The organism is Streptomyces sp. NPDC091371 (assembly GCF_040684275.1).
GTDB lineage: Bacteria > Actinomycetota > Actinomycetes > Streptomycetales > Streptomycetaceae > Streptomyces.
This window is the reverse complement of record NZ_JBFBFP010000004.1, coordinates 217,915-244,330: the sequence shown is the minus strand read 5'-3', so window position 1 is coordinate 244,330 and position 26,416 is coordinate 217,915. Positions and strand designations below refer to the sequence as shown.

The 26,416-nt window shown below is 72.8% G+C and carries 26 protein-coding genes; 12 read left to right on the top strand and 14 right to left on the bottom strand.

Annotated features, from left to right (window positions below):
- Positions 1-227: 227 nt before the first annotated feature.
- Positions 228-614: a hypothetical protein gene (locus AB0O21_RS07965; RefSeq protein ID WP_365167770.1), complete on the top strand. Its 387-nt coding sequence runs from the start codon at positions 228-230 to the stop codon at positions 612-614.
- Between the two features lie 36 nt (positions 615-650).
- On the opposite strand, the gene AB0O21_RS07960 is transcribed toward AB0O21_RS07965, so the two are convergent.
- Positions 651-1,025, bottom strand: coding sequence for a toxin Doc (locus AB0O21_RS07960; RefSeq protein WP_365167609.1), 375 nt, complete (start codon positions 1,023-1,025; stop codon positions 651-653).
- A gap of 74 nt (positions 1,026-1,099) precedes the next feature.
- Positions 1,100-1,924, bottom strand: a complete 825-nt coding sequence (locus AB0O21_RS07955; protein WP_365167607.1) for a serine protease — start codon at positions 1,922-1,924, stop codon at positions 1,100-1,102.
- A gap of 232 nt (positions 1,925-2,156) precedes the next feature.
- On the opposite strand from AB0O21_RS07955, the gene AB0O21_RS07950 reads away from it, so the two are divergent.
- Positions 2,157-2,666, top strand: coding sequence for a hypothetical protein (locus AB0O21_RS07950; RefSeq protein WP_365167605.1), 510 nt, complete (start codon positions 2,157-2,159; stop codon positions 2,664-2,666).
- Between the two features lie 68 nt (positions 2,667-2,734).
- On the opposite strand, the gene lpdA is transcribed toward AB0O21_RS07950, so the two are convergent.
- Both lpdA and AB0O21_RS07940 read right to left on the bottom strand, forming a co-directional pair.
- A complete protein-coding gene (lpdA, locus tag AB0O21_RS07945; RefSeq protein ID WP_365167603.1) occupies positions 2,735-4,138 on the bottom strand; it encodes a dihydrolipoyl dehydrogenase in 1,404 nt (467 codons plus the stop codon).
- Between the two features lie 9 nt (positions 4,139-4,147).
- Positions 4,148-4,783 (bottom strand): hemerythrin domain-containing protein, encoded by a 636-nt coding sequence (locus AB0O21_RS07940; RefSeq protein ID WP_365167601.1) that lies wholly within the window; start codon positions 4,781-4,783, stop codon positions 4,148-4,150.
- Positions 4,784-4,924: 141 nt separating this feature from the next.
- On the opposite strand from AB0O21_RS07940, the gene AB0O21_RS07935 reads away from it, so the two are divergent.
- The gene (locus AB0O21_RS07935) at positions 4,925-5,830 is read left to right on the top strand and encodes a LysR family transcriptional regulator (protein WP_365167598.1); all 906 of its coding nucleotides are present in this window, start codon (positions 4,925-4,927) and stop codon (positions 5,828-5,830) included.
- 82 nt (positions 5,831-5,912) lie between these two features.
- Entirely contained in the window at positions 5,913-6,161 is a 249-nt protein-coding gene (locus tag AB0O21_RS07930) for a hypothetical protein (RefSeq protein WP_365167596.1), read from the top strand.
- 3 nt (positions 6,162-6,164) lie between these two features.
- Here the strand turns inward: AB0O21_RS07930 and AB0O21_RS07925 are convergent, their stop codons facing one another.
- Positions 6,165-6,722 carry a dihydrofolate reductase family protein gene (locus tag AB0O21_RS07925; protein WP_365167594.1) on the bottom strand — a complete coding sequence of 186 codons (558 nt, stop codon included), beginning with the start codon at positions 6,720-6,722 and terminating at the stop codon, positions 6,165-6,167.
- A 152-nt stretch (positions 6,723-6,874) separates the two neighbouring features.
- Here AB0O21_RS07925 and AB0O21_RS07920 point away from each other — a divergent pair, with 152 nt between their 5' ends.
- On the top strand, positions 6,875-7,780 hold the full coding sequence (locus AB0O21_RS07920) for a LysR family transcriptional regulator (RefSeq protein WP_365167592.1): 906 nt from the start codon (positions 6,875-6,877) through the stop codon (positions 7,778-7,780).
- Positions 7,781-7,852: 72 nt separating this feature from the next.
- On the opposite strand, the gene AB0O21_RS07915 is transcribed toward AB0O21_RS07920, so the two are convergent.
- Complete coding sequence (locus AB0O21_RS07915; protein WP_365167590.1) at positions 7,853-8,143, bottom strand: SHOCT domain-containing protein; 291 nt, start codon at positions 8,141-8,143, stop codon at positions 7,853-7,855.
- Between the two features lie 249 nt (positions 8,144-8,392).
- On the opposite strand from AB0O21_RS07915, the gene AB0O21_RS07910 reads away from it, so the two are divergent.
- Entirely contained in the window at positions 8,393-8,905 is a 513-nt protein-coding gene (locus AB0O21_RS07910; RefSeq protein ID WP_365167588.1) for a hypothetical protein, read from the top strand.
- Here AB0O21_RS07910 and AB0O21_RS07905 read toward each other — a convergent pair.
- The 3 genes from AB0O21_RS07905 to AB0O21_RS07895 all read right to left on the bottom strand — a co-directional run bounded on the left by AB0O21_RS07905 (position 8,902) and on the right by AB0O21_RS07895 (position 11,833).
- A complete protein-coding gene (locus AB0O21_RS07905; protein ID WP_365167586.1) occupies positions 8,902-9,567 on the bottom strand; it encodes a response regulator transcription factor in 666 nt (221 codons plus the stop codon). The genes AB0O21_RS07910 and AB0O21_RS07905 overlap by 4 nt on opposite strands.
- Positions 9,564-10,769 (bottom strand): sensor histidine kinase, encoded by a 1,206-nt coding sequence (locus tag AB0O21_RS07900; protein WP_365167584.1) that lies wholly within the window; start codon positions 10,767-10,769, stop codon positions 9,564-9,566. Before AB0O21_RS07900 ends, AB0O21_RS07905 begins: the two co-directional genes overlap by 4 nt.
- A 98-nt stretch (positions 10,770-10,867) precedes the next feature.
- Positions 10,868-11,833, bottom strand: a complete 966-nt coding sequence (locus AB0O21_RS07895) for an Lrp/AsnC family transcriptional regulator (RefSeq protein ID WP_365167582.1) — start codon at positions 11,831-11,833, stop codon at positions 10,868-10,870.
- Positions 11,834-11,938: 105 nt separating this feature from the next.
- On the opposite strand from AB0O21_RS07895, the gene AB0O21_RS07890 reads away from it, so the two are divergent.
- Positions 11,939-12,757 (top strand): inositol monophosphatase, encoded by an 819-nt coding sequence (locus AB0O21_RS07890; RefSeq protein ID WP_365167580.1) that lies wholly within the window; start codon positions 11,939-11,941, stop codon positions 12,755-12,757.
- Positions 12,758-12,844: 87 nt separating this feature from the next.
- Here AB0O21_RS07890 and AB0O21_RS07885 read toward each other — a convergent pair whose 3' ends face one another.
- Both AB0O21_RS07885 and AB0O21_RS07880 read right to left on the bottom strand, forming a co-directional pair.
- Positions 12,845-13,303, bottom strand: a complete 459-nt coding sequence (locus AB0O21_RS07885; protein WP_365167577.1) for a hypothetical protein — start codon at positions 13,301-13,303, stop codon at positions 12,845-12,847.
- A 160-nt stretch (positions 13,304-13,463) separates the two neighbouring features.
- Positions 13,464-14,066, bottom strand: a complete 603-nt coding sequence (locus AB0O21_RS07880) for an NAD(P)H oxidoreductase (RefSeq protein WP_365167575.1) — start codon at positions 14,064-14,066, stop codon at positions 13,464-13,466.
- A gap of 142 nt (positions 14,067-14,208) precedes the next feature.
- Between AB0O21_RS07880 and AB0O21_RS07875 the strand changes: the two genes are divergently transcribed.
- From AB0O21_RS07875 to AB0O21_RS07865, 3 genes are all read left to right on the top strand, one after another.
- Positions 14,209-17,433, top strand: a complete 3,225-nt coding sequence (locus AB0O21_RS07875) for a BTAD domain-containing putative transcriptional regulator (RefSeq protein WP_365167572.1) — start codon at positions 14,209-14,211, stop codon at positions 17,431-17,433.
- 80 nt (positions 17,434-17,513) lie between these two features.
- Positions 17,514-18,461: an aldo/keto reductase gene (locus AB0O21_RS07870; protein WP_365167767.1), complete on the top strand. Its 948-nt coding sequence runs from the start codon at positions 17,514-17,516 to the stop codon at positions 18,459-18,461.
- A 204-nt stretch (positions 18,462-18,665) separates the two neighbouring features.
- Positions 18,666-19,334 (top strand): transcriptional regulator, encoded by a 669-nt coding sequence (locus AB0O21_RS07865; protein WP_365167569.1) that lies wholly within the window; start codon positions 18,666-18,668, stop codon positions 19,332-19,334.
- Positions 19,335-19,399: 65 nt separating this feature from the next.
- On the opposite strand, the gene AB0O21_RS07860 is transcribed toward AB0O21_RS07865, so the two are convergent.
- Positions 19,400-20,797 carry a nucleobase:cation symporter-2 family protein gene (locus tag AB0O21_RS07860; protein WP_365167566.1) on the bottom strand — a complete coding sequence of 466 codons (1,398 nt, stop codon included), beginning with the start codon at positions 20,795-20,797 and terminating at the stop codon, positions 19,400-19,402.
- A gap of 302 nt (positions 20,798-21,099) precedes the next feature.
- On the bottom strand, positions 21,100-22,395 hold the full coding sequence (locus tag AB0O21_RS07855; RefSeq protein ID WP_365167764.1) for an MFS transporter: 1,296 nt from the start codon (positions 22,393-22,395) through the stop codon (positions 21,100-21,102).
- A 154-nt stretch (positions 22,396-22,549) separates the two neighbouring features.
- Between AB0O21_RS07855 and AB0O21_RS07850 the strand changes: the two genes are divergently transcribed.
- Positions 22,550-23,635 carry an AI-2E family transporter gene (locus AB0O21_RS07850; protein WP_365167563.1) on the top strand — a complete coding sequence of 362 codons (1,086 nt, stop codon included), beginning with the start codon at positions 22,550-22,552 and terminating at the stop codon, positions 23,633-23,635.
- Positions 23,625-25,646, top strand: a complete 2,022-nt coding sequence (locus AB0O21_RS07845; protein ID WP_365167560.1) for a prolyl oligopeptidase family serine peptidase — start codon at positions 23,625-23,627, stop codon at positions 25,644-25,646. Before AB0O21_RS07850 ends, AB0O21_RS07845 begins: the two co-directional genes overlap by 11 nt.
- A gap of 54 nt (positions 25,647-25,700) precedes the next feature.
- Here AB0O21_RS07845 and AB0O21_RS07840 read toward each other — a convergent pair whose 3' ends face one another.
- Positions 25,701-26,396 (bottom strand): TetR/AcrR family transcriptional regulator, encoded by a 696-nt coding sequence (locus tag AB0O21_RS07840; protein ID WP_365167557.1) that lies wholly within the window; start codon positions 26,394-26,396, stop codon positions 25,701-25,703.
- Positions 26,397-26,416: the final 20 nt, after the last annotated feature.

The following is a 26,416-nucleotide window of genomic DNA, read 5'->3' as shown; positions in this document are numbered from 1 at the left end:
TTACTGACGGCGGCGCTCCGGATCCACCAAGATGCCAAGGAGGACTCTCCCCAGGTCCTCCCGAACGTTCAGCCGGCACGACGAACCTCCTCACGTCGTGACCGGGTGTCGAGTCCAGGCTTTCGGATCCCGCAGAGCGCCCTTGGCGGCCTCGGTCAACCCCTGGGCCGAGGCCGCCCCCACGCAACGTCTCGATCAGAGTTCGACACCACTCGGAAGTGACGAGAATGCCCCAGACGGCGACCATCACGCGCAGCCCGGACTGGCCCCTGCAGGTCAAGGCCCCCGGGACCCACGACTGGGAACGCAGCGCCACGCGCTGGCTGCGGGACCTCCTGCCGGCCCGCTACGGCAGCTACCTGACCCTGACCCGCCACCACGCGCTCCTGGCCCGGCACGTCCAGCTCCAGTTGCAGCACGAGATGCGCGCGGTGCGGGTGGCCATGCAGACCAGCCGCGCCGAACTGCCCATGCTGGGCATGGGCGAGTCCGTCATAGAGAACACGATCAGGATGTACGCGGTGGAGCTTGAGCAGCTGGGACGTCTCGCCCGCGGCGCCCGGCTCGTCAGCGACGCGCTCCTCGTGGGGACCCCTGCCCAGCGCAGGCGCTGAGGCCGGCCCCTGCCCCGGCCCCTGCCCCGGCCCCGGCTACGCGCTCCGCCAGGAGCGCAGCCGGTCGGCGATGTCGTAGACGGTGGCGCGGAGCGCGCGGATGTCCGTGATGAGCTCGCGCCACTGCTCGTACGTGGCCTCCACCGTCCGGCCGGACGCCTCGATGTACGCGACGGCGACCCCGTAGGCGAAGTACTCGTTGGAGCCCGGCAGCGGGCGCAGCAGGACGATCGCTTCGAGGAGGGCGGCCGCGCGCCAGTAGGCGTCGGGGTCGTCCACGTCCAGGCTGGGTGTGTTCACCCGGTGCCGGGCGACGGCGGCGACCAGGGCGGAGTGGTCGGCCACTTCCACGTCCTTGAACAGGGCCTCCTGCCGCTCCAGCAGCCAGCGGTGATCGATGTGCAGTTCCACGCGTCCGAGTATCCCCGCCCGGGGCCCGGCCGTGGGGCTTTTCGGGTCGGGCGGGGGGACTCCTGCGGTCGCTGCTACGGCTTGGGCAGGGTGCAGCCGGGCCGGTTCAGGTCGATCACGTTCTTGGGACCTATGCAGGGGACGATGGTGTAGGTCTCCTGCGCGTAGTTGATGCCCTGGCGGACCGTCACGTTGCCGCTCTCGTCCACCTCGCACGGGTTGTTGACGGTGCAACTGGCACCGTCCTCGTTCCCCGTGTTGTTGACGGCGACGACCTTGCCCGTCACCCGGTCGATCACCGGCGAACCGGAGGTGCCGCCGATGGTGTTGCAGGCCGGGGTGTAACGGACCGAGTCCTTCCAGGTCCACTCGCCCTCTTTGAGGCGGTAGGCGAAGCCGTCGATGTCACAGCTGTAGATCCGCTTCCAGTACCCGGACACCACGCTGATCGCCGAACCCTGCACCGGGCGCGCGTCGTTCAGGGTCAGCGGGCTGATGCCGTACTGGCTCTGGATCTGGGCGTAGGTCTTGGTGAGCTGGTAGATCGAGACGTCCGTGTCGGTCATGGTCGCGTACGAGATCTTGGCCGCGCGCAGCGTCGCGACCTTGGAACCGGCCGAGTTGAGCAGGGAGAACGAGCGGCTGGACCGCTGGTCCTTGATGACCTCGCCGGCCGCCGGGAAGCCCGTCTCCAGGCAGTGCCCGTTGGACAGGACGAGCGCGGGGTCGTTCGGCTGGGACGAGGGCGCGCGGACGACGGATCCGGAGCAGTTGCTGAGCGCGACGGTGCCCGCGAAGTCGATGGTGGCGGCAGCCTCGCCCGAGGCCGCCGCGGCGGGGGCGGCGGCAGCTCCGATTAGGAGCAGGGTGAGTGACGCGCCGACGAGAGGCTTCTTCATGTGGGGGTTCCCCTCTGAGGACAGAACGCGACCGAAGATCCTTCGGTTGTCATGGGCATTGTTGGTAGCTCCGCTTCAAGCCGCAAGAGCGCGCGGGGAGTTGGGGAACCGGGCGGCGGGAGGGGAATGGGGGCCGTCGGGGTGGGCGGATCTCGCCGCCGCACGGGTGTTCCGTAGCCGAGGGTTTGCCTCCTACGGTCTGTGCCAGCACAGTTCCGGATCTGGAGGCAGAGTGAAGCGCGAGATCGACATCGAGCAGCTCGTGACGGCGATGAAGGCGGTCGACGAGGCGGGACGGCTCTTCGAGGAGGCGCTCGGCGTGTACGAGGCGCGCGGTCTCCAGCGCACCGGCGACGACTTCCAGGTGGCGGGCGGTTCCGTCCAGACCCTCCAGGGCGCCGAGGAGATGGCCCGCGGCGCACGCAAGTTCCTGGCCGACCTCGCGCTGATCGTCGGCTACGCGAGCGCGGGCTTCGAGGACCGGGTGGCCGGACGGCACGACATGTCGCGGACGGGCTTCACCGCCGTCTCCGGCGGAGCCGCCCGGATGGCCCGCCCGCTGCTGGACCCGACCCTGCGCGGGCTGCGGCTGCTGCAGTCCGTGGACCTCTTCGACGACGCCTTCAGGGAGGCGGTCGAGGAGGTCGTACGCGCGGAGAAGGCGACCTACCCGGACCCCTCGATGTTCCGCGTCACCGGCCGGCGGGCCGCCGCCACCCCCGTGGGCGGCGGCCCGGCCTGATCCGGAAGGGACGTCCTGGGCCAGTTGCCAAGAGATGGGACGGTCCGTCTCGATCTGTGGTGTGGATCCTAGAAGTTGATCATGTGTCCGGCGAGTCCGTGCACGGCCTCCTTGACCGCCTCGCCCAAGGTCGGATGGGCGTGCACGTTCCGCGCGACCTCGTGCACGGTCAGGTCCCACTGCTGGGCCAGGGTCAGTTCGGGCAGCAGCTCCGTGACGTCCGGGCCGATCAGGTGGGCCCCGATGATCTCGCCGTGGGTGGCGTCGCTGATCAGCTTCACGAAGCCGGCCGTGTCGGCCAGGCCGTGCGCCTTCCCGTTGGCGGTGAACGGGAACTTGGCGACGGCGACGTCGAAGCCCTGCTCCCTCGCCTGCGCCTCGGTCCAGCCGAAGCTGGCGATCTGCGGCTGGGAGTAGGTGGCACGCGGGATCATCACGTAGTCCAGCTCCATCGTCTCCGCGTCCGCGATCGTCTCGGCGGCGATGACGCCCATGGCCTCGGCGGTGTGCGCGAGCATCAGCTTGGCCGTCACGTCGCCGATCGCGTAGATGTGCGGCACCGAGGTGCGGCAGCGGCCGTCCACGTCGATCGCGCCGCGCTCGGTGACGCGTACGCCGGTGGCCTCCAGGCCGTAACCCGCGACGTTCGGCGCGAAGCCGATCGCCTGGAGCACCCTGTCGGCCTCCAGGACCTTCCGGACGCCGTCCTTCCCGGTGACCGTCACGCGCACCTGCGGGCCCGACTCGTCGATCGACTCGACCTTGGTGGAGGTCAGCACCTCGATGCCGAGCCTGCGGTACCGCTTGGCGAGTTCGGCGGACACGTCGGCGTCCTCCAGCGGCGCGATCCGGTCCAGGAACTCGACGACGGTCACCTTCACGCCGTAGTTGTGCAGGACGTACGCGAACTCGATGCCGATGGCGCCGGCGCCCGCGATCACGATCGACCGCGGGACGCCCTGGCTGAGGATCTGCTCCTCGTACGTCACCACGCGCTCGCTGCGCCGGGTGCCGGGCAGCAGCCGCGGTGTGGCGCCGGTCGCGATGACGCAGTTGTCGAAGGAGATCGTGCAGAGGGTGCCGTCCGACTGGGCGACCTCGAGGGTGTTCGCGTCGAGGAAGGTGCCCCGGCCGTCGAACTCCGTGATCCCGTTCTTCTTCATCAGGTAGTGGACGCCCTTGGCCCGGCCGTCGGCCACCTGACGGCTGCGCCGGAACGCCGCGCCGTAGTCGAAGGACACCCGGCCCTCCACCTCGATGCCGAAGGTCTTGGCCTCGTGCGTGAAGAGGTGCGCCAGCTCGGCGTTGCGCAGGAGAGCCTTCGTGGGGATGCAGCCGACGTTGAGGCAGACGCCGCCCCAGTACTTCTCTTCCACGATCGCGACCCGCTTGCCCAGCTGGGCGGCGCGGATGGCGGCCACGTAGCCGCCGGGCCCGGCACCGAGTACGACGACGTCGAAGGGCTTGCACATGACAGTTCCTCAGGGTTGGAAGGGAAGGGCGGAGGACCGGGCGGGCGCGGCGGTTCGGGTCAGGTGTGCCCGGCGTGCGGGTTCCGGGACCGCGGCGAGCACGACGGCTGCCGTCTGCTCGTCGGCGCCGTCCAGCAGCCACGGCAGGAGCTGCGGTGCGTACGGTCCGACGCGCTGGGCGTGCAGCCGCCTGAAGCGGTCCCACTGGTGCTCGCCCAAGGCAGCCTGGATCAGCGGGAACACCGCATCCTCCTCGTGGTCGAGGTGGGCGCCGAGTCCGGCCAGCAGGGCTTCGGTCAGCTCGGCGAACAGATCCGGCGCGAGCCCGGGGGCGGTCGGCGCGGTCTCGTCGATCGCCCGGACCAGGGACCGGATCGCGGCGTGCTCGGCCTCCATCGCCTCCAGCCGGGTCAGATCGTAGGGCCGGCCTTCGAGGGCCCGGCGCAGGACCGGCCACAGTGCCTCGTCCTCGGCGGACTGGTGGGCGCGCAGCGCCCCCCTGAAATGCTCCCAGTCGGAGCCGGCGCGCGGGATGTGCCGGGGGTCCGAATCGAAGCGGGTGGCGGCCTGGGCAATGTGCTGCAGCTCCCGTCGCAGTCTGTTGTGCATCGCGTACATCACCGTCATGTCGAGCCTGTCGCTCACGGCTGTCTCTCTCTCCGCCCGTGGAAGTCGGCTGAGCGCGCTCCCCGGGCAACTCCACCCTTCCCTGGCGCCGCGTCACAATCAACGTAGAATTCGCGCGTTGATCAATAACTCTCCGGTTATCGCGGTGCGGGGGCGGCCATGGAACTACGTGATATCGAGATCTTCCTGGCCCTGGCGGAGGAACTGCACTTCGGCCGGACCGCCGAACGCCTGCGGATATCCCAGGCGCGGGTCAGCCAGGCGATCAAGAAGCAGGAACGCCGCATCGGTGCCGCCCTGTTCGAACGGACCAGCCGCACCGTGACCCTGACCCCGGTCGGGAAGGTCCTGCGCGTCGAGCTCCAGCAGGCCTACGACCTGATCCAGGGCGGGCTCGCCCGCGCCGGCGAGGCCGCACTGGGTGTGCGGGGGACGCTGCGCCTGGGCGTCATGGGCGTGCTGGCCCAGGAACTGCGGGAAGTGATCGAAGCGTTCCGCGCCAGGTACCCCGACTGCGACCTCGACATCGTGGAGATCCACTTCAGCGAGGCGTTCGCACCGCTGCGCACCGGAAAGACCGACCTGCAACTGATGTGGCGGCCCGTCCACGAACCCGACCTGACCGTCGGCCCCACCCTGCTGACCGAGGACCGCGTCCTCGCGGTCGCCGCGGACTCGCACCTGGTGGAGCGCGGGACCGTGTCCCTGGAGGACCTCGGCGACCTGCGCGTCCTCGACCCGGGCCCCGAGGTTCCCGGGTACTGGTTCGAGGCCATGCTCCCCTCGCACACGCCGAAGGGCCGGCGCATAGAGCGGGGGCCGGTCGGCCGCACCTTCCACGAGATCCTCGCCCACATCGAGGCCGGCCAGATGGCCTGCCCCGTCAACGCCCACGTCCCCCGCTACTACACACCTCCCGGCATCGCCTTCCTGCCGATCCACGACGCGCCGGTCACGGAATGGGCGCTGGTCTGGAACACCGCCGACGAGAGCGCCCGGCTGCGGGCCTTCCTGCAGACGGCGCAGGACTTCGAAGCCCGCCACATCGCCGGAGCCGGCCGCTGAGCCCGTGCGGGGGAGCCCGTCCGGGGCAGCCGTCCGGGGCCCCCGGGGTGCCGCGGCGGGCCGGCCGGGAGAGGCTGGGGCCATGCATCACGCACCCGTGGTCGTGCACCGGATCCTCCCCTCGGGAGGACGCCAGGTGACGCTGCGCACCGAGACCGGCGAGGAGTCCCTGGGGCTGGCCCGCTCGGACGAGGACGTCATCGAGTTCCTCCGCCGGGCCGGCGTGCCCGATCCCGACGAGGCCGTCCTCGGCGACGGCGCGCTCGTGGAGTGGGATGCGGACGCGCCCCACGCGTACGCGGCGGATCCCCCGACCACCGACCTCCCGTGAGCGTCACGGCGGCGGCCCGGTGGACGCGGTCGGCCGGTAGTCGAGGGCGATCGCTCCCGAGCTGAAGGTGGTCGTACCGGCGAGCGTCCAGGTCGTCCTGTCGCCGCTGTCCGGGAACAGGCGCCGCCCGCCGCCCACGACGACGGGGTGGAGGAACAGCTTGAGTTCGTCGACGAGGCCGTGCCGGAGCAAGTACGTGACGAGCCGGCCGCTCCCGTAGACCAGGAGGTCCTGGCCGGGCTCGCTCTTGAGCCTGCCCACTTCCTCGGCCACGTCCCCTTTCATGACCACGGCGTTCCACTGCGGGTCCGTCAGGGTCGTCGAAGCGACGTACTTGGGCATGCCGTTCATCCGGGTGGTGCCCTCGTCGGCGTCGCCCATGGCGGTCCAGGCCTTCGACATCCAGGCGTAGGTCTTCCTGCCGAGCACGAGCGCCCGGCTCTTGGACAGCTGTCCCGCCTGGAACTTGCCGTGCTCGTCGGTCCAGAACGGTGCCGTCCAGGAGGGCTCCTCCACGACGCCGTCCATCGACAGGTAGATCACCGCAACCAGCTTGCTCATGCGCACGCCTCCACCAAGAATTCCGTCGGCGTCCGCACACGACCTCGCTCCCGGACCACCCGTGAATACCTTGCCGGTTGGAAATGGCCCCATCAAGGAGCGATCATGGAACGCGTTCTTTAGACAAACTCAACGGTGGGGGCGAGCGTCCTGTGCTGGAACGGTTCGAGTTGGAAACGCTGTTCGCCCTTGCCGACGAACTGCACTTCGGCCGCGCGGCGGCGCGGCTGCACGTCAGCACCGGCCGGGTCAGCCAGACCATCAAGCAGATGGAACGCCGGATCGGGACGCCCCTGTTCACCCGCACCAGCCGCACCGTCCGCATCACCCCCGCCGGGCAGCAGCTCCACGACGACCTGCGCCCCGCCTACGACCAGCTCAAGGCCGGCCTCGAAAGGGCCATGGCCGCGTCGGGGGCCCTCAGCGGCATCCTCCGGGTCGGCTACACCACCCTGTGGTGCGGCGACCTCGTCGTCAGGGCCGCCGACCTGTTCCGCATGCGCCACCCCGACGTCGACGTCCGCATCCAGGAAGTCCTCATCCACAACCCCATCGGTGCCCTGCGCGCCGGCGACCTCGACCTCCAGCTCTCCGAATTCCCCATCGACGAGCCCGACATCACCACCGGCCCCGTGGTCCTCAACGAACCGCGCGCGCTCCTCGTCCCGGCGGACCATCCGCTCGCCCGGCAGGAGACCGTCTCGCTGGAGGACTACGCCCTGGCTCCTCTCATCACCATTGCCGGTGACGTTCCGGACTACTGGCTCGAGGCGCACTTCCCGTCCCGTACGCCCTCGGGCAAGCCGATCCCGCGCGGCCGCGCGGTCACCTACTGGCAGGAAGTCCTCCCCGACGTCAGCGCGGGCAAGGGCATCACCACGGTCTGCGCGCGTGCCGTCCACCACCACATGCACCCCGGAGTCGCCTTCGTCCCCTTCCGGGACGCGCCGCTCGTGCAGTACGGGCTGATGTGGCCCGCCGGCAGCGAATCGGCCCGCGCCGACGTGTTCATGGACACCATCCTCGAAGTGGCCGAAGCGGCACGCACACCCCGCTGACCACCCCGGGAGGCGTCCGGCCCTATTCGGCGGCGACGGTCTCGCCGCCGCCCGCGGTGGTGGTCGCGGTGCTCATGCCGCACCGTCCTTGAGGGAGCGGCCGAACTGCTCGTCCAGGACGGACAGCCGGCGCCAGTACTCGTCCTCGTCGATCTCGCCGGAGGCGAAGCGGCGGCCCAGGATCGCGATCGGCGAGTGCGGGCCGTACGCGGCGCCCCGGCTCTGCCACGGTGCCCGGCGGCCGCGCCACACCGTGCGGCGCAGCACGGTCACGACGGTGATCACGACGGCCGCCCAGATCAGCGGGAAGAACAGGATCCACGGGCCGGGACCGTCGTAGGCGAGGGTGGTGAGGGTGTTCATGTCGGTTCAGCTCCTCGGAAGCGTGGACTTCTCGTCTTGCTCCGAGAGTGGCCGTGGGAGGGGGTGCGGGTCGTCGTACGGCCGGCTGTACCGCGGGTACTTCCGTGGGAGTACGAGCGGGCGCGGTGGGGCCGGCTGGCCATACGAGAACCGGGCCGTGTCAGTGTGAGGGGTGTGACAGAGATCGAGATGGCAGATGTGTGCGCGACCGGTCGCCGCCATGGATGCGGGTGCTTCTACGCCTACCGCGTGCGTGGGCGCGGACGCAGCGCCGTGGTCCTGTGGATCGGCGGGCGGGGCGACGACCTCGACCAGGTGTTCGCGGTGCCGGAAACCGACCGCCTGCACGTGCCGGTGTTCGTGACGGCGCGGCAGGCCCGGGTGTACGCGCGCCGACGAGGCCTGGAGTTCGCCACCTCTGAGGCCGGCACGCTGGACCTCTGCCGTGTCGAGCACTGGCTGGACGATCCGGCGCGTCGAAAGATCCCGGCAGGTGCGGTGCTGGAGGCCTGGAACTACTTCGAGGACCTGGCCCGGGGCATCGACGAGGTCCACCAGTTGCCGCAGCAGGGTGCCGTGCAGAACAGCGCCTACGAGAAGCTGATCGACGGGGCGTGCGCCACGTGGACTCCCGACGAACAACGCGCGGTACTGGAGTTGATCAGGGCCGGCGTGGAGCTGTGGAACGCTTGCCCAGCGATCGTCAATCCCCGCTCGGGGACCGTCTCGGACGGTGGACCGGCCTCCGAGACCCGCCGCTAGCCGAGCCAGCCGGGCCGCACCAGGCCCGATTCGTAGGCCAGCACCACCAGCTGCGCGCGGTCGCGGGCGCCGAGTTTGACCATCGTCCGGCTGACGTGCGTCTTCGCGGTGAGCGGGCTGACCACCAGACGGCGGGCGATGTCCTCGTTGGACAGGCCCATGCCCACCAGCGCCATCACCTCCCGCTCCCGGTCGGTGAGCCGCTCCAGCTCGGCCGCGGCGGCCGGCTGCTTCGAGCGGGCCGCGAACTCGGAGATCAGCCTGCGGGTGACGCCCGGGGACAGCAGCGCGTCACCCTCCACCACCGCACGGACGGCGCGCAGCAGCTCCGCCGGCTCGGTGTCCTTGACGAGGAAGCCCGAGGCGCCGGAGCGGATGGCCTCGAAGACGTATTCGTCGAGCTCGAACGTGGTGAGCATGACCACCCGGACGGAGGCCAGTTCGCTCTCCCCGGTGATCCGGCGGGTGGCGGCCAGACCGTCCAGGACCGGCATCCTGATGTCCATCAGCACCACGTCCGGGCGCAGTTCCCGGACCAGCCGGACGGCCTCCTCCCCGTCCGCGGCCTCGCCCGCCACCTCTATGTCCGGCTGGGCGTCGAGCAGCGCCCGGAACCCCGCCCGCACCAGCAGTTGGTCGTCGGCGAGCAGTACACGGATCACGGGTCCTCCTGGATCGAAGCGGCCTTCAGCGGGAGCCGCGCCACCACCTGGAAACCACCGTCCGGACGCGGACCGGCCTTGATCGTGCCACCCAGGGCCGAAGCCCGCTCGCGCATTCCGACAAGACCGTTGCCGCTGCCGCCCGCCGGGTCCCCGGTGGCCGGGCCCTCGTCGTCCACGCGCAGTTCGAGAGCGCCCCGCTGCCAGCCGAGACCGATGCGCGCGGTACGCGAGCCGGAATGCCGCACCACATTGGTCAGCGCCTCCTGAAGGATCCGGAAGGCCGCCAGGTCCATCCCGGGCGCCAGCGCCCGCGGCGACCCCTCGACCGCGACCTCCACCGCGAGACCGGCTGCGGCGGCCTGCTCGACCAGCTCGGGGAGCCGGTCGAGACCCGGGGCGGGGGTGCGGGGGGCGTCCCCGGGCGAGCGCAGGGTGTCGAGGACCTGGCGGACCTCGCCCAGCGCCTCCTTGCTGGCCGCCTTGATGGTGGTCAGCGCCGTACGCGCCTGCTCGGGATCGGTGTCGAGGAGGGCCAGCCCGACCCCGGCCTGGACATTGATCACCGAGATGCTGTGCGCGAGGACGTCGTGCAGTTCGCGGGCGATCCGCAGCCGCTCCTCGTCCACCCGGCGTCTCTCGGCCGCGGCCCGCTCGGCCCGCTCGCGGGCCCACTGCTCGCGGCGGACCCGGACCAGCTCGGAGAGGGCGAGCATCGCCAGCACCCACGCGGTGATGCCCAGCTCCTGCGCCCAGGGCGCCGGTCCGTCCCCGGCGGGCGGCAGCCACCGGTAGAACCAGTGGCCGATGAGCAGATGCCCGGCCCACAGCACCCCGATGGCGCCCCAGGCCGCTCTTCGCCGCCCGGCGATCACCGCGGCGAAGCAGGCCACGGCGAGGCTGACGAAGACGGGGCCGTACGGGAATCCGGCCCCGACGTACACCAGGGTGACGACGGCGACCCCGTACACCACGGCCACCGGATACCGGTGCCTGAGCAGGAGCAGCGCGGGCCCCAGCAGCAGCAGGAGCCGCGCGAACCAGTCCAGCGACACCCGCCCGGTCTGTGCCCGCTCGGCCCATCCGGAGCCGACCTGGGCGAGGACGGCGACGACCAGGGCCGAGCGCCAGGCCGGGCTCCGCCCGGTCCGCTCCACCCATCGCCGCCACGGTGGGCCCTGGTGTTCCCGCTGATCTTCCATACCGGCCACGCTAGGCCGCGACCGCCATCACCCGCGTCACCCCGGCGTAGCGTTTCCGGCGTACTCCCCAGGTAGTACGCGGCCACTGCCCGCCCGCCTCACCATGCGGGCCCCGTAGGGCGTTTGACGGCCCGGCCGACCAGGAAGGTGTCGACGGACGGGATGCCGAGCCCGCCGATGTCGCGGGTCAGGAAGGCGTAGAGGTCGGCGAGGCCCGGCAGCCAGACGGCGACGTGCAGGTTGGCCGCCCCGGTGGTCGCCAGCACCCCGTGCACGGCGGGGTGGCCGGCCAGCCGCCGCCCCAGGGCGTCCAGCTCGCCCGGCGGAACCCGCATCCCGAGGTTCGCGTCGACGTACAGGCCCAGCCTGCGGGCATCGACATGGACCTCGGTGAGCAGCAGCCCGCGCTCCCGCAGGGAGGCCAGCCGCCTGCGCACGGTCGACTCCGCACCCCCCGTCCGCCGGGCCACGACCGCGGCCGTGGCCCGCCCGTCCTCGGCGAGGGCGGCCAGGATCCCGCGGTCGGTCCCGTCGGGGGCGCCCGCCGGGACCCGGGGGAGGGCCGGGGTGAGCGCCGCGCGTTCGGCCGGGGTGAGGACGTCGAGGCGCCAGTCGGCCGCGGTCCCGCCCTCGAACACGTGCAGCACGGTCTGCGCGTCCACCGACAGCACGGAGCCCGTCGCGGGCAGCTGCCGGAAGACGAGGCGGTTCGGCGCGCCCGGATCCGCGAGCAGGACCGCCCCGATCTCGTCGCCGCCCGCCGATAGGTCGACGTACGGGACGTCGTCCCGCTCGGCGAGCGCCCGCGCGACCGTCTCCGCCTTCCCCCGCAGCACCTTGATCCGCAGCAGCATTCCCGGTGGGAACGCGGTGCCGCCGGCCCGCGCGGACACGCGCACGGTCCCGCTGCCGAGCAGCGCCGCCAGCCGGCGGTGCACGACGCGGACGTTCAGCCCCAGCACCTCGGCGGCCCGCTCGGCGGTCAGCCGGCCGTCGCACTGGAGGGCGGCGATCAGCCGCTGGTCCCGCAGGCCGAGTACGTCTTCGATCGGTTCATCGGGCATGTATGCCAGTTTCGCTCATCCGATGGCCCGGGAGGATCGCCATGCGCCACCCGCGGGCGAATGTGTGTGCGTACGGACGAACCCACGCGCACCGAGGAGCCGTTGATGCCCGAAAACCCGGCAACCCCCGAAACCCCCGTAACCCCCGCCCACGCCTCGCTCCTGGCCCCCATGACGGCCGCCGCCGAAGAAGCCGGCGCCTGGGTGCGCACCCGGCCCCTGCCCGGGCCCGCCCGCACCATGGACGAGCTGCGCACCGCCTTCGACGCCGTCGACGGCCCGGCGGCCGCCCTGCTGCGCGGCCGGCTGTCGGCCCTGCGGCCGGACGCGGTCTGGGCCGAGGAACTGGACACCGAGCTGCCCGCGAAGGGCGCGGCCTGGGTGGTCGACGCCGTCGACGGCGCGGTCCAGTACCTCCAGGGCCTGACCTCCTGGTGCGTCAGCGTCACCCTGGTCGAGGACGGCGAGCCGGTCGCCGCCGTCCTGCACTCCCCGGTCCTCGGCGAGACCTACACCGCGGCCCTCGGCCACGGCGCGCGGCGCGACGGCGTCCTCGTCTCCCCGTCCCGCAAGCGGGCCCTGGAGGCGGCCGTCCTCGCGCACGCCCACCCGCCCTTCGCCGCCCGCCGGCCCGGGGCCGCGGCGTCGGCGGGCCGTTCGCTGAGTGCCGTACTCCCCGCCGTGGCAGCCGTCCGCAACCTCGGGCCGACCTCCTGGCAGATCGCGGACGTCGCCGCGGGCCGGCTCGACGCCTTCTGGGAGTACGGCCGCGACGACTCGAACCTGCTGGCCGGCGCCCTGCTCGCGCGCGAGGCGGGCGCCGAGGTCACCGACCCGTCGGGCGCGCGCTGGAGGCCCGGGGCCGAGGGCTTCGTCGCGGCTCCCGCCGCCCTGCACGCACCGCTGCTCGCGCTGCTGCCCTGACCGGTCCGAACCGACCGGCCCGCCCGAACATGACCGGCCGGGCCGGGTGCGTTCCGGTCAGGCTGCGGGCCGGCGGAACAGGGCCGTTCAGAGGAAGTCCTCGCCGAACAGCGCGGACTCGGCGGGTTCGTCGCGCATCCGGCGCAGCTCGACCTCCGTGAAGTCCGAGAAGATCAGGCGGAGCGACTCCGGTGTGTAGGCGAGGCCGCCCTGGAGGCCCGACGCGCGGTAGAACTCCGCGTCCGGCAGCTCGGAGCCCATACCGCCGGCCGCGAAGCGGGTCATGGCGAGGTGACCGCCCGGTGCCAGGACCCGTTCGAGCAGGCCGAGGTCGAGGGCGCGGCCCGGGGAGATCAGGTCCCGGTCGAGGTACGAGACCAGGTTCTCGTCCGGCTTCGCGACGAAGAAGGGCACGGGCTTCGAACGGTCGGCGTAGAAGCCGTCCCACCAGTCGGCGGCTCCGGTGGTCCATCGGTCGGCCCCCGGTGCGAAGAGTCCGTCGAGGAGGCTCAGTACGTCCTCCACCGTGCGTATGGTGCGGTCCACGTTGGACCCTGCCCCTCGCGGGTGGGTGCGCCAGGCCCTCCAGGGGCCCGCCGGAGGCCCTCCCGGCCGCGGGGCAGGTTTTACGAGAAAGACCCGGCAGTCCGCCCCTTCCGGGGCCGGCTGCCGGGTCGGTGGCCGTCGCGGCCTCCGTCACGGTCGTTCAGATCAACGCGGGGGCCTGCCTCAGGGCTTCGACGGCGGCCTCCGCCTGCGCGAACACCTCCCGCGCGCGGGCTTCCCGCAGCTCCTGCGGGATGCCGGAGAACTCCGTCCCGTACAGGAACCGGAATTCGACGCGGCCGACCCCGCAGTACTCCGAGACACCGGCCCTCAGCTGGAGTTCCAGCGCTTGGGTGAGGGGCGAAGTCGACGCCTCGCCGGCCAGGGCCAGCCACAGCATCCGCTTCCCGGCCAGGCGCGGCTTGCTCCGCCCATAGGCGAAGCCGTAGTTCCACACCCGGTCGATCCAGCCCTTCAGTACCGCCGGCGGGGCGTACCACCACACCGGGAAGACCACGATCATCTCGTCGGCCTCCTCGATCCGCCGCATGTGGGCGCGGACCTCCGGCGTGTACTCCTTCTCGCGGTTCGTCCAGTCCGGCTCGTCGGGCGGGGTCAGCAGCGGGTCGAAGCCCTCCGCGTACAGGTCGAGCAGGTCCACGGTGCCGCCCGCCGCCTCCAGCAGCCGGCGGGCTCGGTCGGCGACCTGGGCCGTGAGGGAGTCGGACCGGGGATGGGCGAGGACGAGCAGGGTGCGGGACACAGGGGCCTCCATGGCGAGGGGATCGGGCGGGGAACGGGGTGCTTCGATGTGATGAAGCGTGCGGTGCGGCGCATCGGATGCGGCTCGGATCCGGTTCGGGTTCTGTTGCGCCCCAGTTCAGGGCGGGGGTTACGGTGACGCCATGCGATTCGGAGTGCTGGGGCAGCTGAGCGTGTGGACGTCCGGGGGGATATCCGTACGGGTTCCCGAGCTGAAGGTGCGGACCCTGCTGGCCTCGCTGCTCGTGGACGCGGGACGGCCCGTCTCCGCACACCGGCTGATCGACGACCTGTGGGGCGAGGAGCCGCCCGGGAATCCCCTGAGGGCCCTTCAGGCGAAGGTCTCCCAGCTGCGCCGCGTCCTGGACGAGGCCGAGCCCGGCGCCCGCGACCTGGTGGCCACCCGCGCCCCCGGCTACGCCCTGGCCGCTCCCCGGGACGCCGTGGACACCGCCGCCTTCGCCGCCCTGGCGGCCAGGGCACGGGCGAGCTCCGACCCGGGCGCACGGGCGGCCCTGTTGGCCGAGGCCCTCGCGGTGTGGCGGGGCCCCGCCTTCGCCGACTTCGCCGAGCAGCACTTCACCCGGGCCGCGGCCAACCGGCTGGAGGAGGAACGGCTGGTCGTGCGGGAGGAGCACGCCGAAGCCCGGCTCGAACTCGGCGAACACGCCCTCCTCGCCGGCGAGCTCGCCGAACTGGTGGAGCGCCATCCGCTGCGCGAGCGACTGCGCGCCGTACACCTGAGCGCCCTGTACCGGGCCGGCCGCCAGAGCGAAGCGCTGGCGGGCTACGAGGACCTGCGCACCCGCCTCGCGGACGACCTCGGCCTGGACCCCAGCCCCGCCCTCGTCGCCCTCCAGCGGGCCATCCTCACCCAGGACCCCGGCCTGGAGGCCCCGCCCGCCGCCGCGGCCGCACCCCTGCGACCGGCACCGACCGCGCCCACCGAGGCCCGCACGAACCTGCCCGCCCCCCTCTCCGCCCTGGTCGGCCGCGAGCAGGCCGTGGCCGCCGTACGCGAACTCGCCGCCACCCGCCGCCTGGTCACCCTCACCGGCCCCGGCGGCGTGGGCAAGACCCGGCTGGCCGTGGAGAGCGCCGGCGGCCTCATCCCGCTGTTCCCCGACGGGGTGTGGCTGGTCGAACTCGCCGGATCCAAGGGCGAGGTGGCCGAGGCGACCGCCGCCGTCCTCGGCATCCGCGACGACGCCGTCTGGGGCACACCCCCGGCCGCGCAGCGGCCCGGTGCCGCCGGACGACTGGCCGGGGCGGTGCGCGGGCGCGAGCTGCTCCTCGTACTGGACAACTGCGAGCACGTCGTCGACGAGGTGGCCGCCCTCGCGGAAACCCTGCTGCGCACCGCGCCCGGGCTGCGGATCCTGACGACCAGCCAGGAGCCCCTGGCCCTGGCCGGCGAGACGCTGTGGAACGTACCCGCCCTCGAACTCGGCGCGGCCGTCGAACTGTTCACGGCACGCGCCGCGGCCACCGCCCCCGGCTTCGCCCTCACGGAGGGCAACCGGGAGACCGTCGAGGCCGTCTGCCGCCGGCTCGACGGCATCCCCCTCGCCCTCGAACTCGCCGCGACCCGGGTCCGCGCCCTCGGCGTCGACCGGCTGCTGGAACGGCTCGACGACCGCTTCCGCCTCCTCGCCTCCGGACAGCGCGGGGCCCCCGCCCGCCAGCAGACCCTGCGCGCCGTGATCGACTGGAGCTGGCACCTGCTCACCGCACCCGAGCAGGCCGTACTGCGCCGCTTGGCCGTGCACGCCGAGGGCTGCACCCTGGAAGCCGCCGAAGAGGTCTGCGCGGGCGACGGCGTGGACCCCGCCGACGTGCTCGACCTGCTGGTCCGCCTCGTCGACCGCTCCCTGGTGGCCCCGGCCCCCGGCCCGGCCGGGCCGCGCTACCGACTGCTGGAGTCCGTGGCGGCGTACTGCACCGAACGCCTCGAGGAGGCGGGGGAGTCGGGGGCCGCCCGGGCCCGGCACCTGGCCCACCACCTCGACCTCGCCGAACGGGCCGCACCCCGGCTGCGCACCGCGGCCCAGCACACCTGGCTGGACCGGCTCGACACCGAGGGCGCCAACCAGCGCGCCGCCCTGGACCACGCCCTCGGCCGGGCCCCGGCCACCGGGGACGCCGCGGCCGGGCTGCGCCTGGTCTGCGCACTGGCCTGGTACTGGATCCTGCGGGGCCGCCTCGGCGAGGGCCGGCGCGCACTGGGGGCTGCGCTCGCCGCACCCGGGGAGGCCCCGGCCGAGCTGCGCGCCCGGGCCGCCGTCTGGCACACCGGCTTCGCGATCCTGGCGGGCAGGGGAGCCGGCCGCACGGCCCGCATCCGCACGGCACTCGACGCCTACGAGGCGACCGGCGACCGGGGCGGCCTGGCGTGGGCGCGCTGGTTCCTGGCGCACGCCCTGTGCGAGACCGGCGATCCGGCGGGCGGCCAGGACCTCACCGGGCGGGCGCTCGACGGCTTCCTCGCCCTCGGCGACCGGTGGGGCACCGCCGCGGCCCTCGCCGACCGCTCCGTCCAACTCCTCCTCGGCGGAGACCTTGCCGGCGCCGCCCGCGACGGAGCCCGCAGCGCCGCGATCTTCCGCGAAACGGGTGACGGCGCGGCCGGGCTGTGGACCGTCTACGCGCTGGCCTCCCTCGCCGAGATCCACGGCGACTACGCCGAAGCGGCCCGCCTCCAGCGCGAAGGGCTGGCGACCGCCGAGCACCTGGGCCTGACCACCCAGGCCGCGGACCTCCTCTCCGGCCTCGGCCGCACCGCACTGCTCACCGGCGACTTCGACGCCGCCCGCGACCTGCACGAGCGTTCCCGGCGTACGGCGGCCGAGCAGGGCTTCACCGCCGGGGAGATCAACGCCGAGCTGGGCCTCGGGCTCGGCGCCCGCCGCGCGGGAGACCCGGCCGCCGCCGAGCGGCACCTGCGCCGGGTCCTGGACTGGCACCGAGACGTGGGCCTCGACGGGTCCGGCGCCCTGATCCTGGCCGAGCTCGGCTACCTCGCGCAGCTCGCCGGCGACACCGAAGGCGCCCTGGCCCTCCAGGAGCAGGGCCTGGCCATCGCCCGCACCACGGGGGACCCGCGCGCGCTCGCCCTGGCCCTGGAGGGGCTCGCCGGGGCCCTCGCCCAGGCCGGCCGCCCGGCCACAGCCGCGGCCCTCCTCGGCGCGGCGGACGCCGCCCGCCGCTCGACCGGCGCCCCGCTGCCCCCGGCGGAGCGCGCCGATGTGGACCGTACGGATGCCGCCGCCCGAGAGGCCCTGGGCGACGAGCGGTTCGACGCGGAGTTCACCCGCGGCTCCGCGCTGCCGGCGGGCACGGCCTACGAACGGATCACGGGAGGGTTTTAGGGGGTGTCCGGCGGGTCAGGGTCGCCTGGCCCGGGCCCGGCCATGACCCGCCGGACACCCCCTAGGGTGGGGCGGTGACGATGAACGCGGGCGCGGGCGAGCGGGTGTTGTACGGGTGCATGGGCCTGGGCGGGAGCTGGGAGCCCGAACCGTACGGTCCCGGCGAGATCGACACGGCCGAGGCGGCGATCGCCGCCGCCCTCGACATCGGGATCACCGCCTTCGACCACGCGGACATCTACCGCGGCGGCAAGTCCGAGGCCGTCTTCGGCGAGGTGCTCGCCCGGACGCCGGGGCTGCGCGAACGCATCACCCTCCAGACCAAGTGCGGCATCCGGCGGGCCGACGGGGACCGCCCGGGCCTGTACGACCTGCGCGGGGAGACCATCCTCCGGCGGGTGGAGGAGAGCCTGACCCGGCTGCGGACCGACGTCCTCGACGTGCTCCTGCTGCACCGCCCCGACCCGCTCGCCGACCCGGACGAGATCGCGGCCGCCCTCACCTCCCTGCACCGGCAGGGCCTCGTACGGCACTTCGGCGTCTCGAACATGGGCGCCCCGCAGATCGCCCGCCTCCAGGCACGGCTCGACGTACCGCTGGTGGCGAACCAGCTGGAGATGAGCCTGCACAGCCGCGACTGGGTCGAGGCCGGAGTCCTGCTCAACACCCCCCACTCCACGGGCAACGGCTTCCCCTTCGGCACTCTTGAGCACTGCCGCGACCACGGCATCCGCCTCCAGGCCTGGGGCGCGCTGGCGCAGGGCCGGTTCACCGGCCTCCAGCAGACGCCCGCCGAACAGGCCACCGCCGTACTCCTCGCCGACCTCGCCCGGCGCAAGGGCACCACCCCCGAGTCGGTGCTGCTGTGGTGGCTGACCCGGCATCCCGCCGCCATCGCCCCGGTCATCGGCACCGTGAACCCGGAGCGGATCAGGGCCTGCCGCGACGCGGCGACGCGCGAGCCGGACCTCACGCACGAGGAGTGGTACGAGCTCTGGACCACGGCCCGCGGCGTCCACCTGCCCTGAAACCTTGACCCGGGCGTGACCTTTGAATCCAAGGTGAATGGATGGTTCCGCCCCATCGAACATCTGTTACTGTGCCCGCGCTTGGTGTTCATCCATCAATCCGTCTCCCCTCGCGCGCCGCCGGGCCCGAGGGTGCTGCGAGGTGTCTCGTACGTGTACAGCACTCCGTTTTCCCCCGCCGAGGCCAGAGCCGCGCGAGCGCGCATGGGTCTGTCCGTCGAACAGGTGGCCCACTCCATGGCGGCCTGCGGCGTCCCCGTCCACCCCCAGGCCGTCCTCGCGTGGGAGCACGGCTCCCACGCGCCCTCGGACGTCCAGCTCTTCTCCCTCGCCTCCGTGCTGTGGTGCGACACGGCCACGCTCATGGGCATCGAGCCGCGGACCCTGGCCGAGCACCGGCTGGCCCGCCAACTCACCGTGGAGCGGCTGGCGTACCGCATAGGCATGGGCCCGGCCGAGTACCGCGCGGCCGAGGACGCGCGGCAGTGGCACGGGGACGCCCGGCAGACCAGGGCCCTGGTGGAAGCGCTCGGGCTGTCCCTGCGCGGGCTCGTCGGGATCATGGGCCGGGTGGAGGAGTTGGAGGAGTGCCTGCGCGCGGCCGTGGCGGGGCGCTGGAAGACGTACGTCGAGCCGGTGGCGGAGATCGTCGTGGTCGACGAGACCAGCGTCGGCGACGCGCTGCGGGCGATGCACGCCGAGCTCGCCGGTTTCTCCGAGCGGTACATGGGCCACCTGGTCGCCCGCAACGACGACGTCCGGCTCAAGGAGATCGCGGCCGAGCGCGCCGCCTTCCTGCGCCGACTCGTGGACCACTTCTGGGAGTTGATCGGCGAGGCCGGTGAGGCGCCGCCCTTCCCCGCAGGGGGCTGACGGGCGCGCGCCGCGCGCCGGGGAGCCCCCGGCGCGCGGCCGTCCACCTGGACGTCGGACCCGCCTCAGCGGGCGGGTTCTCCGATGTCGTCCCAGTCGATCTCCATCGTGGTGCGACTGGTGAAGACGTTGAACAGCAGGTTCAGCGCGATGGCCGTGAGGGCGCCCAGCGTGATCCCGCTGTCGAGCACGGCCCGTACGTCCTCCGGCATCCGCGCGAAGAACGACGGGACCGTCGCCGGCAGCAGCGCGGCGCCCAGACTCACCGCCAGGATCAGGGTGTTGCGCTCCTCCCGCAGGTCGACCTTGCCCAGGATCTGCACCCCGACCGCGGCCACGATGCCGAACATGGAGATCGCCGCCCCGCCCAGCACCGGATGCGGGATCGAGGCGACCAGGCTGCCCGCCTTCGGCAGCAGCCCCAGCACGACCATGAACACCCCGGCCGCGACGACCACGTACCGGCTCATCACCTTCGACATGCGGACGATGCCGATGTTCTCGGCGAAGGCCACGTACGGGAACGAGTTGAGGACACCGCCGAGGACCGTCGCCGCCCCGTCGGCGCGCAGCGCCCTCGCGACCGTGTCGGCGTCGACGTCCTTGCGGGTGATCTCCCCGATGGCGTAGACGTCACCGGTGGTCTCCACCATGGTGATCAGCATGACGACGAGCATCGCGGCGATCGGCAGGAGCTCGAACCGCGGCATTCCGTAGTGGAAGGGGGTGGTGACCCCGAACCAGTCGCTGTCGCGCACCGCCGAGAGGTCGACGTCCCCGAAGACCCACGCGACCGCCGTGCCGCCGACGAGTCCGAGCAGGACGGCGAGGCTGGACAGGAACGGCTTGCCGACGCGGACCATCGAGAGGATGAAGAGCAGCGTGCCCAGGGCGTAGGCGAGGTTCTTCGGGTCCCCGTACGCGGAGGTGCCGATCAGGTGCGCGCCGCCCGCCGCGTCCTGCAGGGCCACGGGTATCAGCGTGATGCCGATGATCGTGAGGATCGTGCCGATGACGACCGGCGGGAAGTACTTCACCAGCTTGCTGAACAGCGGCGCGAACGCGAACGTGGCGATGCCCGCGGTGATCACCGCTCCGTAGACGACGAGCAGTCCGGCCGTGCCGCCGCCCGCCCCCGTCCCGATGGCGATCATGGGGGAGACCGCGGTGAAGGTGACGCCCTGGACCAGGGGCAGCCGGGCGCCGACCTTCCAGACGCCGAGGGCCTGGATGATCGTGGCGATGCCGCAGGTCAGGAGGTCCGCGTTGATGAGGTGGACGAGCTCCTCGCGGGAGAGCCCGAGCGCGTTCCCGACCAGGACCGGGACGATGACGGCCGCCGCGTAGAACGCGAGGAGGTGCTGGAAGCCGTAGAGGGCGAGCTGGGGGACCGGCAGCAGTTCGTCGACGGGATGCGTCGGCCGGGAGGACTGCCGGGAGGACTGACGGGTGGTGCGTGCCATCTCTGCCTTGCCTTGCGAGGTAGGTGAATGAGAAGACCGCCGCCCTCGAGCCCTGGGTGGCAGGGCGAGGGCAGGCCGGGTCGTACCGAGCCGACGCCGGGCGGTGTTGCCGACAGCGCGTCGCTCTGCACGATGAGAATTGCGTCCCGGATTGACGGGATCTTCTTCGATCGGCGTATCGGAACCGGATTTACCCATGGGATCCGAAGGTCGTTCGACCGGAGGGCGCTCACCATAGCCAAAGCCGGTGTTTCCTCGCGAGTAACCGCGGCAGCGCCGTCAGCCCCCGGCCACGGCCCGCGCTACGGCCGCAGGGCCATGCCCTCCCGCTCCTTCGCCATCTCCCGCTCCTGCGCGGCCCGCCGCAGCCGCGCGTCCTCGTCCGTGTCGGCGTCGTACGAGATCAGCTTCGGCAGCAGCGCGGCGAGGACCGCCACCGACGCCACGCAGGCCAGACCGCCGCTCCAGAACGCGGTCCGGGTACCGGTCCACCCGGCCATGGTGCCCGCCCGGACCTGGCCGAGCTGCGGGCCGACGCTGTACGAGAGCACCTCGATGCCCGCGAGCCGCCCCCGCAGCTCCTCGGGGATCGTCTGGTTCCAGATGGTGCCGCGCCCCAGCCCGCTCAGCATGTCCCCGGCGCCCGCGACCGCCAGGCACAGCAGTACGAGCCAGATGCCCGGGGCCCAGCCGGCGGCCGCGACCGCGAGCCCCCACACCATCGCACCGCACACCACGAGCAGCCCGTGCCGGCGCACCCGCGACAGCCAGCCGCTGGTCACGCCCAGCAGCAGCGAACCCACCGCGCCCGCCGCGTACATCAGGCCCAGCGCCCACACGGCGTCGAGCTCGTCCGCGAGGAAGGGGTAGATGGCGTTCGGGAACGCGAAGAACATCGCCGCCAGGTCGACGGCGTACGTGCCGAGCAGCACGGGCCGGCTCCACGCGTACCGCGCGCCCTCCGCGATGGACCGGAGCGAGGGTCGCTCGGCGCCCTCCGACGCCGGAGCCGGGCGCAGCCGCAGGCACAGCAGTACCGAGACCACGAAGCCGGCGACGGTGACGGAGTACGCGGCGGGGTATCCGGCGTAGGCGACGACCACCCCGGCCAGCGAGGGACCGGCGATCGCGCCGAACTGGTAGCGCAGCCCGTTCAGCGCGGCGGCCGCGGTCTGCTGGTCGTGCGGCACGATCCGCGCCATCAGCGAGTCCAGGGCCGGGCGCTGGAGCCCGGTCAGCGCCGACACGCCCGCCGCGACCACGTACAGCGGCCACAGCAGCGGCTGCGGGAGCAGGGCGTTCATCAGAAGCACCAGCGCGAGCACCCCGAGCCCGGCCTCGGTCAGCAGGATCATCCGGCGCCGGTCCACGGCATCGGCGAGCGCGCCCCCGTACAGCCCGCACACCACCAGCGGAACCAGCTCCACCGCACCCATGGCCCCCACGGCGAGCGGCGAGTCCGTCAGGTGCTTGATCTGGAGCGGCAGCGCGATCATCGCCATGAACGAACCGAGGAACGTGACGATGCCCTGGTAGAACAGCAGCCGGAAATCGGGGCTGGACCGCCAGGGGGCGAGGTCGGGGAGGACGGCGGCCATACGGGATCTGCTCACGACGTGCCATGTTCCGCCCGCGCCGGGCCCCGCGGCAACGGATTTTCGGCGGGCCGGCGCAGCGGCGCCCGGCGCCACGGACGGGGGAATCCGGCTCCCGGCGTGTGGCAACGCGGCTCCGCCGTGGGAGCCATGGACCATGCAGCCGGTGTCACCTCTCCTGCGTACGGCCGCGTCGTACGCCTGGCGCCTGCTGGTCGTCGGCGCCGCCGTCTACGCGGTCTTCGCCGTGCTGGGCCGGTTCCACGAGATCGCCGTCGCGCTGTTCCTCGCGCTGGTGGTGGCGGCGCTGCTGTCCGCGCCCACCCGCAGGCTCGCCCGCACAGTGCCGCGGTCGCTCGCCGTCGCCCTCTGCCTGATCGGCAGCGCGGCGCTGCTGCTCGGCGTGCTGGCCCTGGTCGGCGAGGCGGTGGCGGGGGAGAGCACCACACTGGTCCGGGAGTTCCGCCAGGGACTCGACAGCATCGAGGAATGGCTGGAGAAGCCGCCCTTCCGGCTGAACCCGGACGCGCTCTCCAACATCCAGGCGCGGGTCGGCGAGTACCTGTCGACGCACCGCTCCACCCTCCTCAGCCGGGCCGCCAGCGGCGCCGGGCAACTGGTGCACGTCCTCACCGTCGTCGCCCTCGCCCTCTTCTGCTCCGTCTTCTTCCTCTACGGCGGCGACCGGCAGTGGGCGTGGTTCTGCGCGCAGCTGCCCGCCCCGGCGCGGGGCCGCGTGGGGATCGCCGGGCGCGCGGCCTGGCGTACGTTCACCGGCTACACCCACGGGATCGTCATCGTCGCGGCCGTGAACGCCGTCCTCGTCGGGCTGGCCCTGTACCTCCTCGGGGTCCCGCTGGCCGTTCCGCTGGCACTGCTGGAGTTCCTCGCCGCCTTCATCCCCCTGGTGGGATCGCCGGTGGCCCTGGCCGTCGCCGCCGTGGTCGCGCTCGCCGCGAAGGGGCCGCTGGTCGCGGGACTGGTGATCGCGCTGATCGTGGTCATCGGCCAGATCGAGGGCCACCTGCTGCACCCGCTCGTGATGAGCAGGGCGGTCCGGCTGCACCCGCTCGTCGTGGCGATCTCCGTGGTCGCGGGGACCATCGCGGCCGGAGTGGTCGGCGCGGTGGTCGCGGTCCCGCTCGTCTCGGTGGTCTGGTCGGTGCACACCGCCCTGCGCGAGGACCGCCTCGCGGCGCGGACCCGCGCCGGGCATCCTGCACAATCGGCGGATGAGCGATGAAGACCCCTACCTCTGGCTGGAAGACGTGTCCGGCGAAGAAGCCCTCGCCTGGGTGCGGGAGCGCAACGCCGAGACCGTTGCCGCGCTGACCGGATCACCCCGGTTCAAGGTGCTGGAACGCGAGGTCCGCGAGGTGCTCGACGACGACGGCCGGATCCCCTGGGTCGCCCGCCGCGGCCCGCACCTGTACGACTTCTGGCAGGACGCCGACCACGTGCGCGGCGTGTGGCGCCGCACCACGCTGGAGGAGTACCGCACCGAGCGGCCCGCCTGGGAGGTGGTCCTCGACCTCGACGCGCTCGCCGAGGCCGAGGGCGAGAAGTGGGCCTGGGCCGGTGCGGCCGTACTGGCCCCGGAGTTCCGGCACGCGCTGGTCATGCTGTCGCGGGACGGCGCGGACGCCTGCGTGGTGCGCGAGTTCGAGCTGGAAACCCTGGAGTTCGTCGAGGACGGCTTCGCCGTCGCCGAGGCCAAGACCCGGGTCGGCTGGATCGACCGGGACCGGATCTGGATCGGCACGGACTTCGGCGAGGGCTCGATGTCCGGGTCCGGGTACCCGCTCCAGGTGCGCCGCTGGCGGCGCGGCACCCCGCTCGCCGAGGCCGAGAAGGTCTACGAGGGCCGGCCCTCGGACATGACGGCCTCCGGCTGGCACGACGACACGCCCGGCTTCGAGCGGGATTTCGTCCACCGCCAGATCGACTTCTGGAAGCAGGAGCTGTTCCTCCTCTCCGAGGACGAGGGCAGCGGGCCGCTGAAGATCGACGTACCGGACGACGCGAGCGCCCACGTCCACCGCGACTGGCTGACCGTCACCACCAAGTCGCCCTGGCTGGGCCACCCCGAGGGCACCCTGCTCGCCTTCGGGTTCGAGGCCTTCCTCGCGGGGGACCGGGAGGCGGAGGTGCTGTTCACCCCGGACGAGCGCACCGCGCTCGCCGGCTACAGCTGGACCCGGAGCCACCTCATCCTCAGCACCCGCGCCGACGTCTCGTCCCGGATGGAGCTCCTCACCCCGGGCCCGGACGGCTGGCGGCGCGTGCCCCTGCCCGGCGTACCGCCGCTGTCCACGGCCTCGGTCACCTGCACCGACCCGGACGCGGGCGACGAGTACTTCCACCACGTCACCGGCTTCCTCCAGCCCTCCACCCTCTACCGGGGCACGGCCGGCGGGGACAGCGAGAGCCTCAAGCAGGAGCCGGGGCTGTTCGACACCGAGGGCCTCGCGGTCCGCCAGTACTTCGCGACCTCCGCGGACGGCACGCGGGTGCCGTACTTCGTCGTCGGCCGTGAGGACAGCCCGGGCCCCGGGCCCACGCTGCTCTACGGGTACGGCGGCTTCGAGATCTCCATGGTCCCGGGGTACAGCGCGGTCACCGGGCGCGCCTGGCTCGCGCGCGGCGGCACGTACGTGGTCGCGGGCATCCGGGGCGGGCACGAGTACGGGCCCGCCTGGCACAAGGCGGCCCTCGGCGCGAACCGGGTCCGGGCCTACGAGGACTTCGCCGCGGTCGCCCGGGACCTCGTCGCCCGGGACATCACCACGCCCGCCCAGCTGGGCATCGAGGGCGGCAGCAACGGCGGGCTCCTCATGGGCGCGATGCTCACCCGCGACCCCGAGCTCTTCGGCGCGGTCGTCGCCCACGTGCCGCTGCTGGACATGCTCCGCTTCCACAAGCTGCTGGCCGGCGCGAGCTGGATCGCGGAGTACGGGGACCCGGACGACCCGGCCGACCGGACCCACCTGGCACGGATCTCCCCGTACCACCAGGTCCGCACGGACGGGCCCCCGTACCCGCCGCTGCTCCTGCTGACCTCGACCCGCGACGACCGGGTCCACCCCGGCCATGCCCGCAAGATGGCCGCCCGGCTGCGCGAGCACGGGCATCCGGTGTTCTTCCACGAGCACCTCGGCGGGGGCCACTCGGGCGCCACGGACCACGGGCAGACCGCCTTCAACGAGGCGCTCGTCCACACCTTCCTGTGGGAGCGGCTGACCCCGCAGAGGTGACCGGACGGCGAGCGGCGCGGCCCAGTCCCGGCCGCGCCGCCGTGCGCGTGCGGGCTATGCTCCGCGCAGCGTCCGGACCCGCGTCTCGATCGAGGTGATCAGCGCCTCGACCCGGGCGTGGAAGATCTGTTCGTCCGTCACCGCGGCGAGCTCGCTGCTCAGTCGGGTGATGTGGGGGAAGCCCTCGGGGTCCACCAGGCGGTACTCGCGGTTCCAGGAGTTCTCGTCCGCCTCCCGGATCTCCGGGTCGAACAGCAGGTAGGCGGCGCGCTGGCCCACGTACGCGAGCACGGAGTCGCCGACCATCCGGTAGTGGACGGCGGCCTCGGCCCCTTCGAGGCCGGCCTCCGTCACCGCGCCGAGGATGAGCTCGACGACCCGGAACTCGTTGGGCCTGCGGGTGGTCCGGCTGGCCATGGTCGAGCCGACCACCGGGTACTTGAGTGCCACTTCGAGGGAGCCGTCGGCGAGCGCCCGCAGCCGGTCCTTCCAGTCGAGGCCCTCGGGGATGCTGTCGAGCACCTCGCCGAGCGTGCGGTCGGCGACGGAGAGCAGCAGGTCGTCCTTGTCGCGGAAGTGCCGGTAGATCGCGGTCGGGTCGGCGCCGAGTTCCTCGCCGAGTCGTCGGACGGTGAAGGCGTCCTCGCTGCCGCGGGCCGCGATGCGCAGGCTGGCTTCGATGATCGCGTCGGGTGTGAGCTGGCTGCCCGCGCGCTTGGACCGGGTGGTGGTCTCAGATGACTTCGGCATGGTGCGGTCAGTGTATCGAT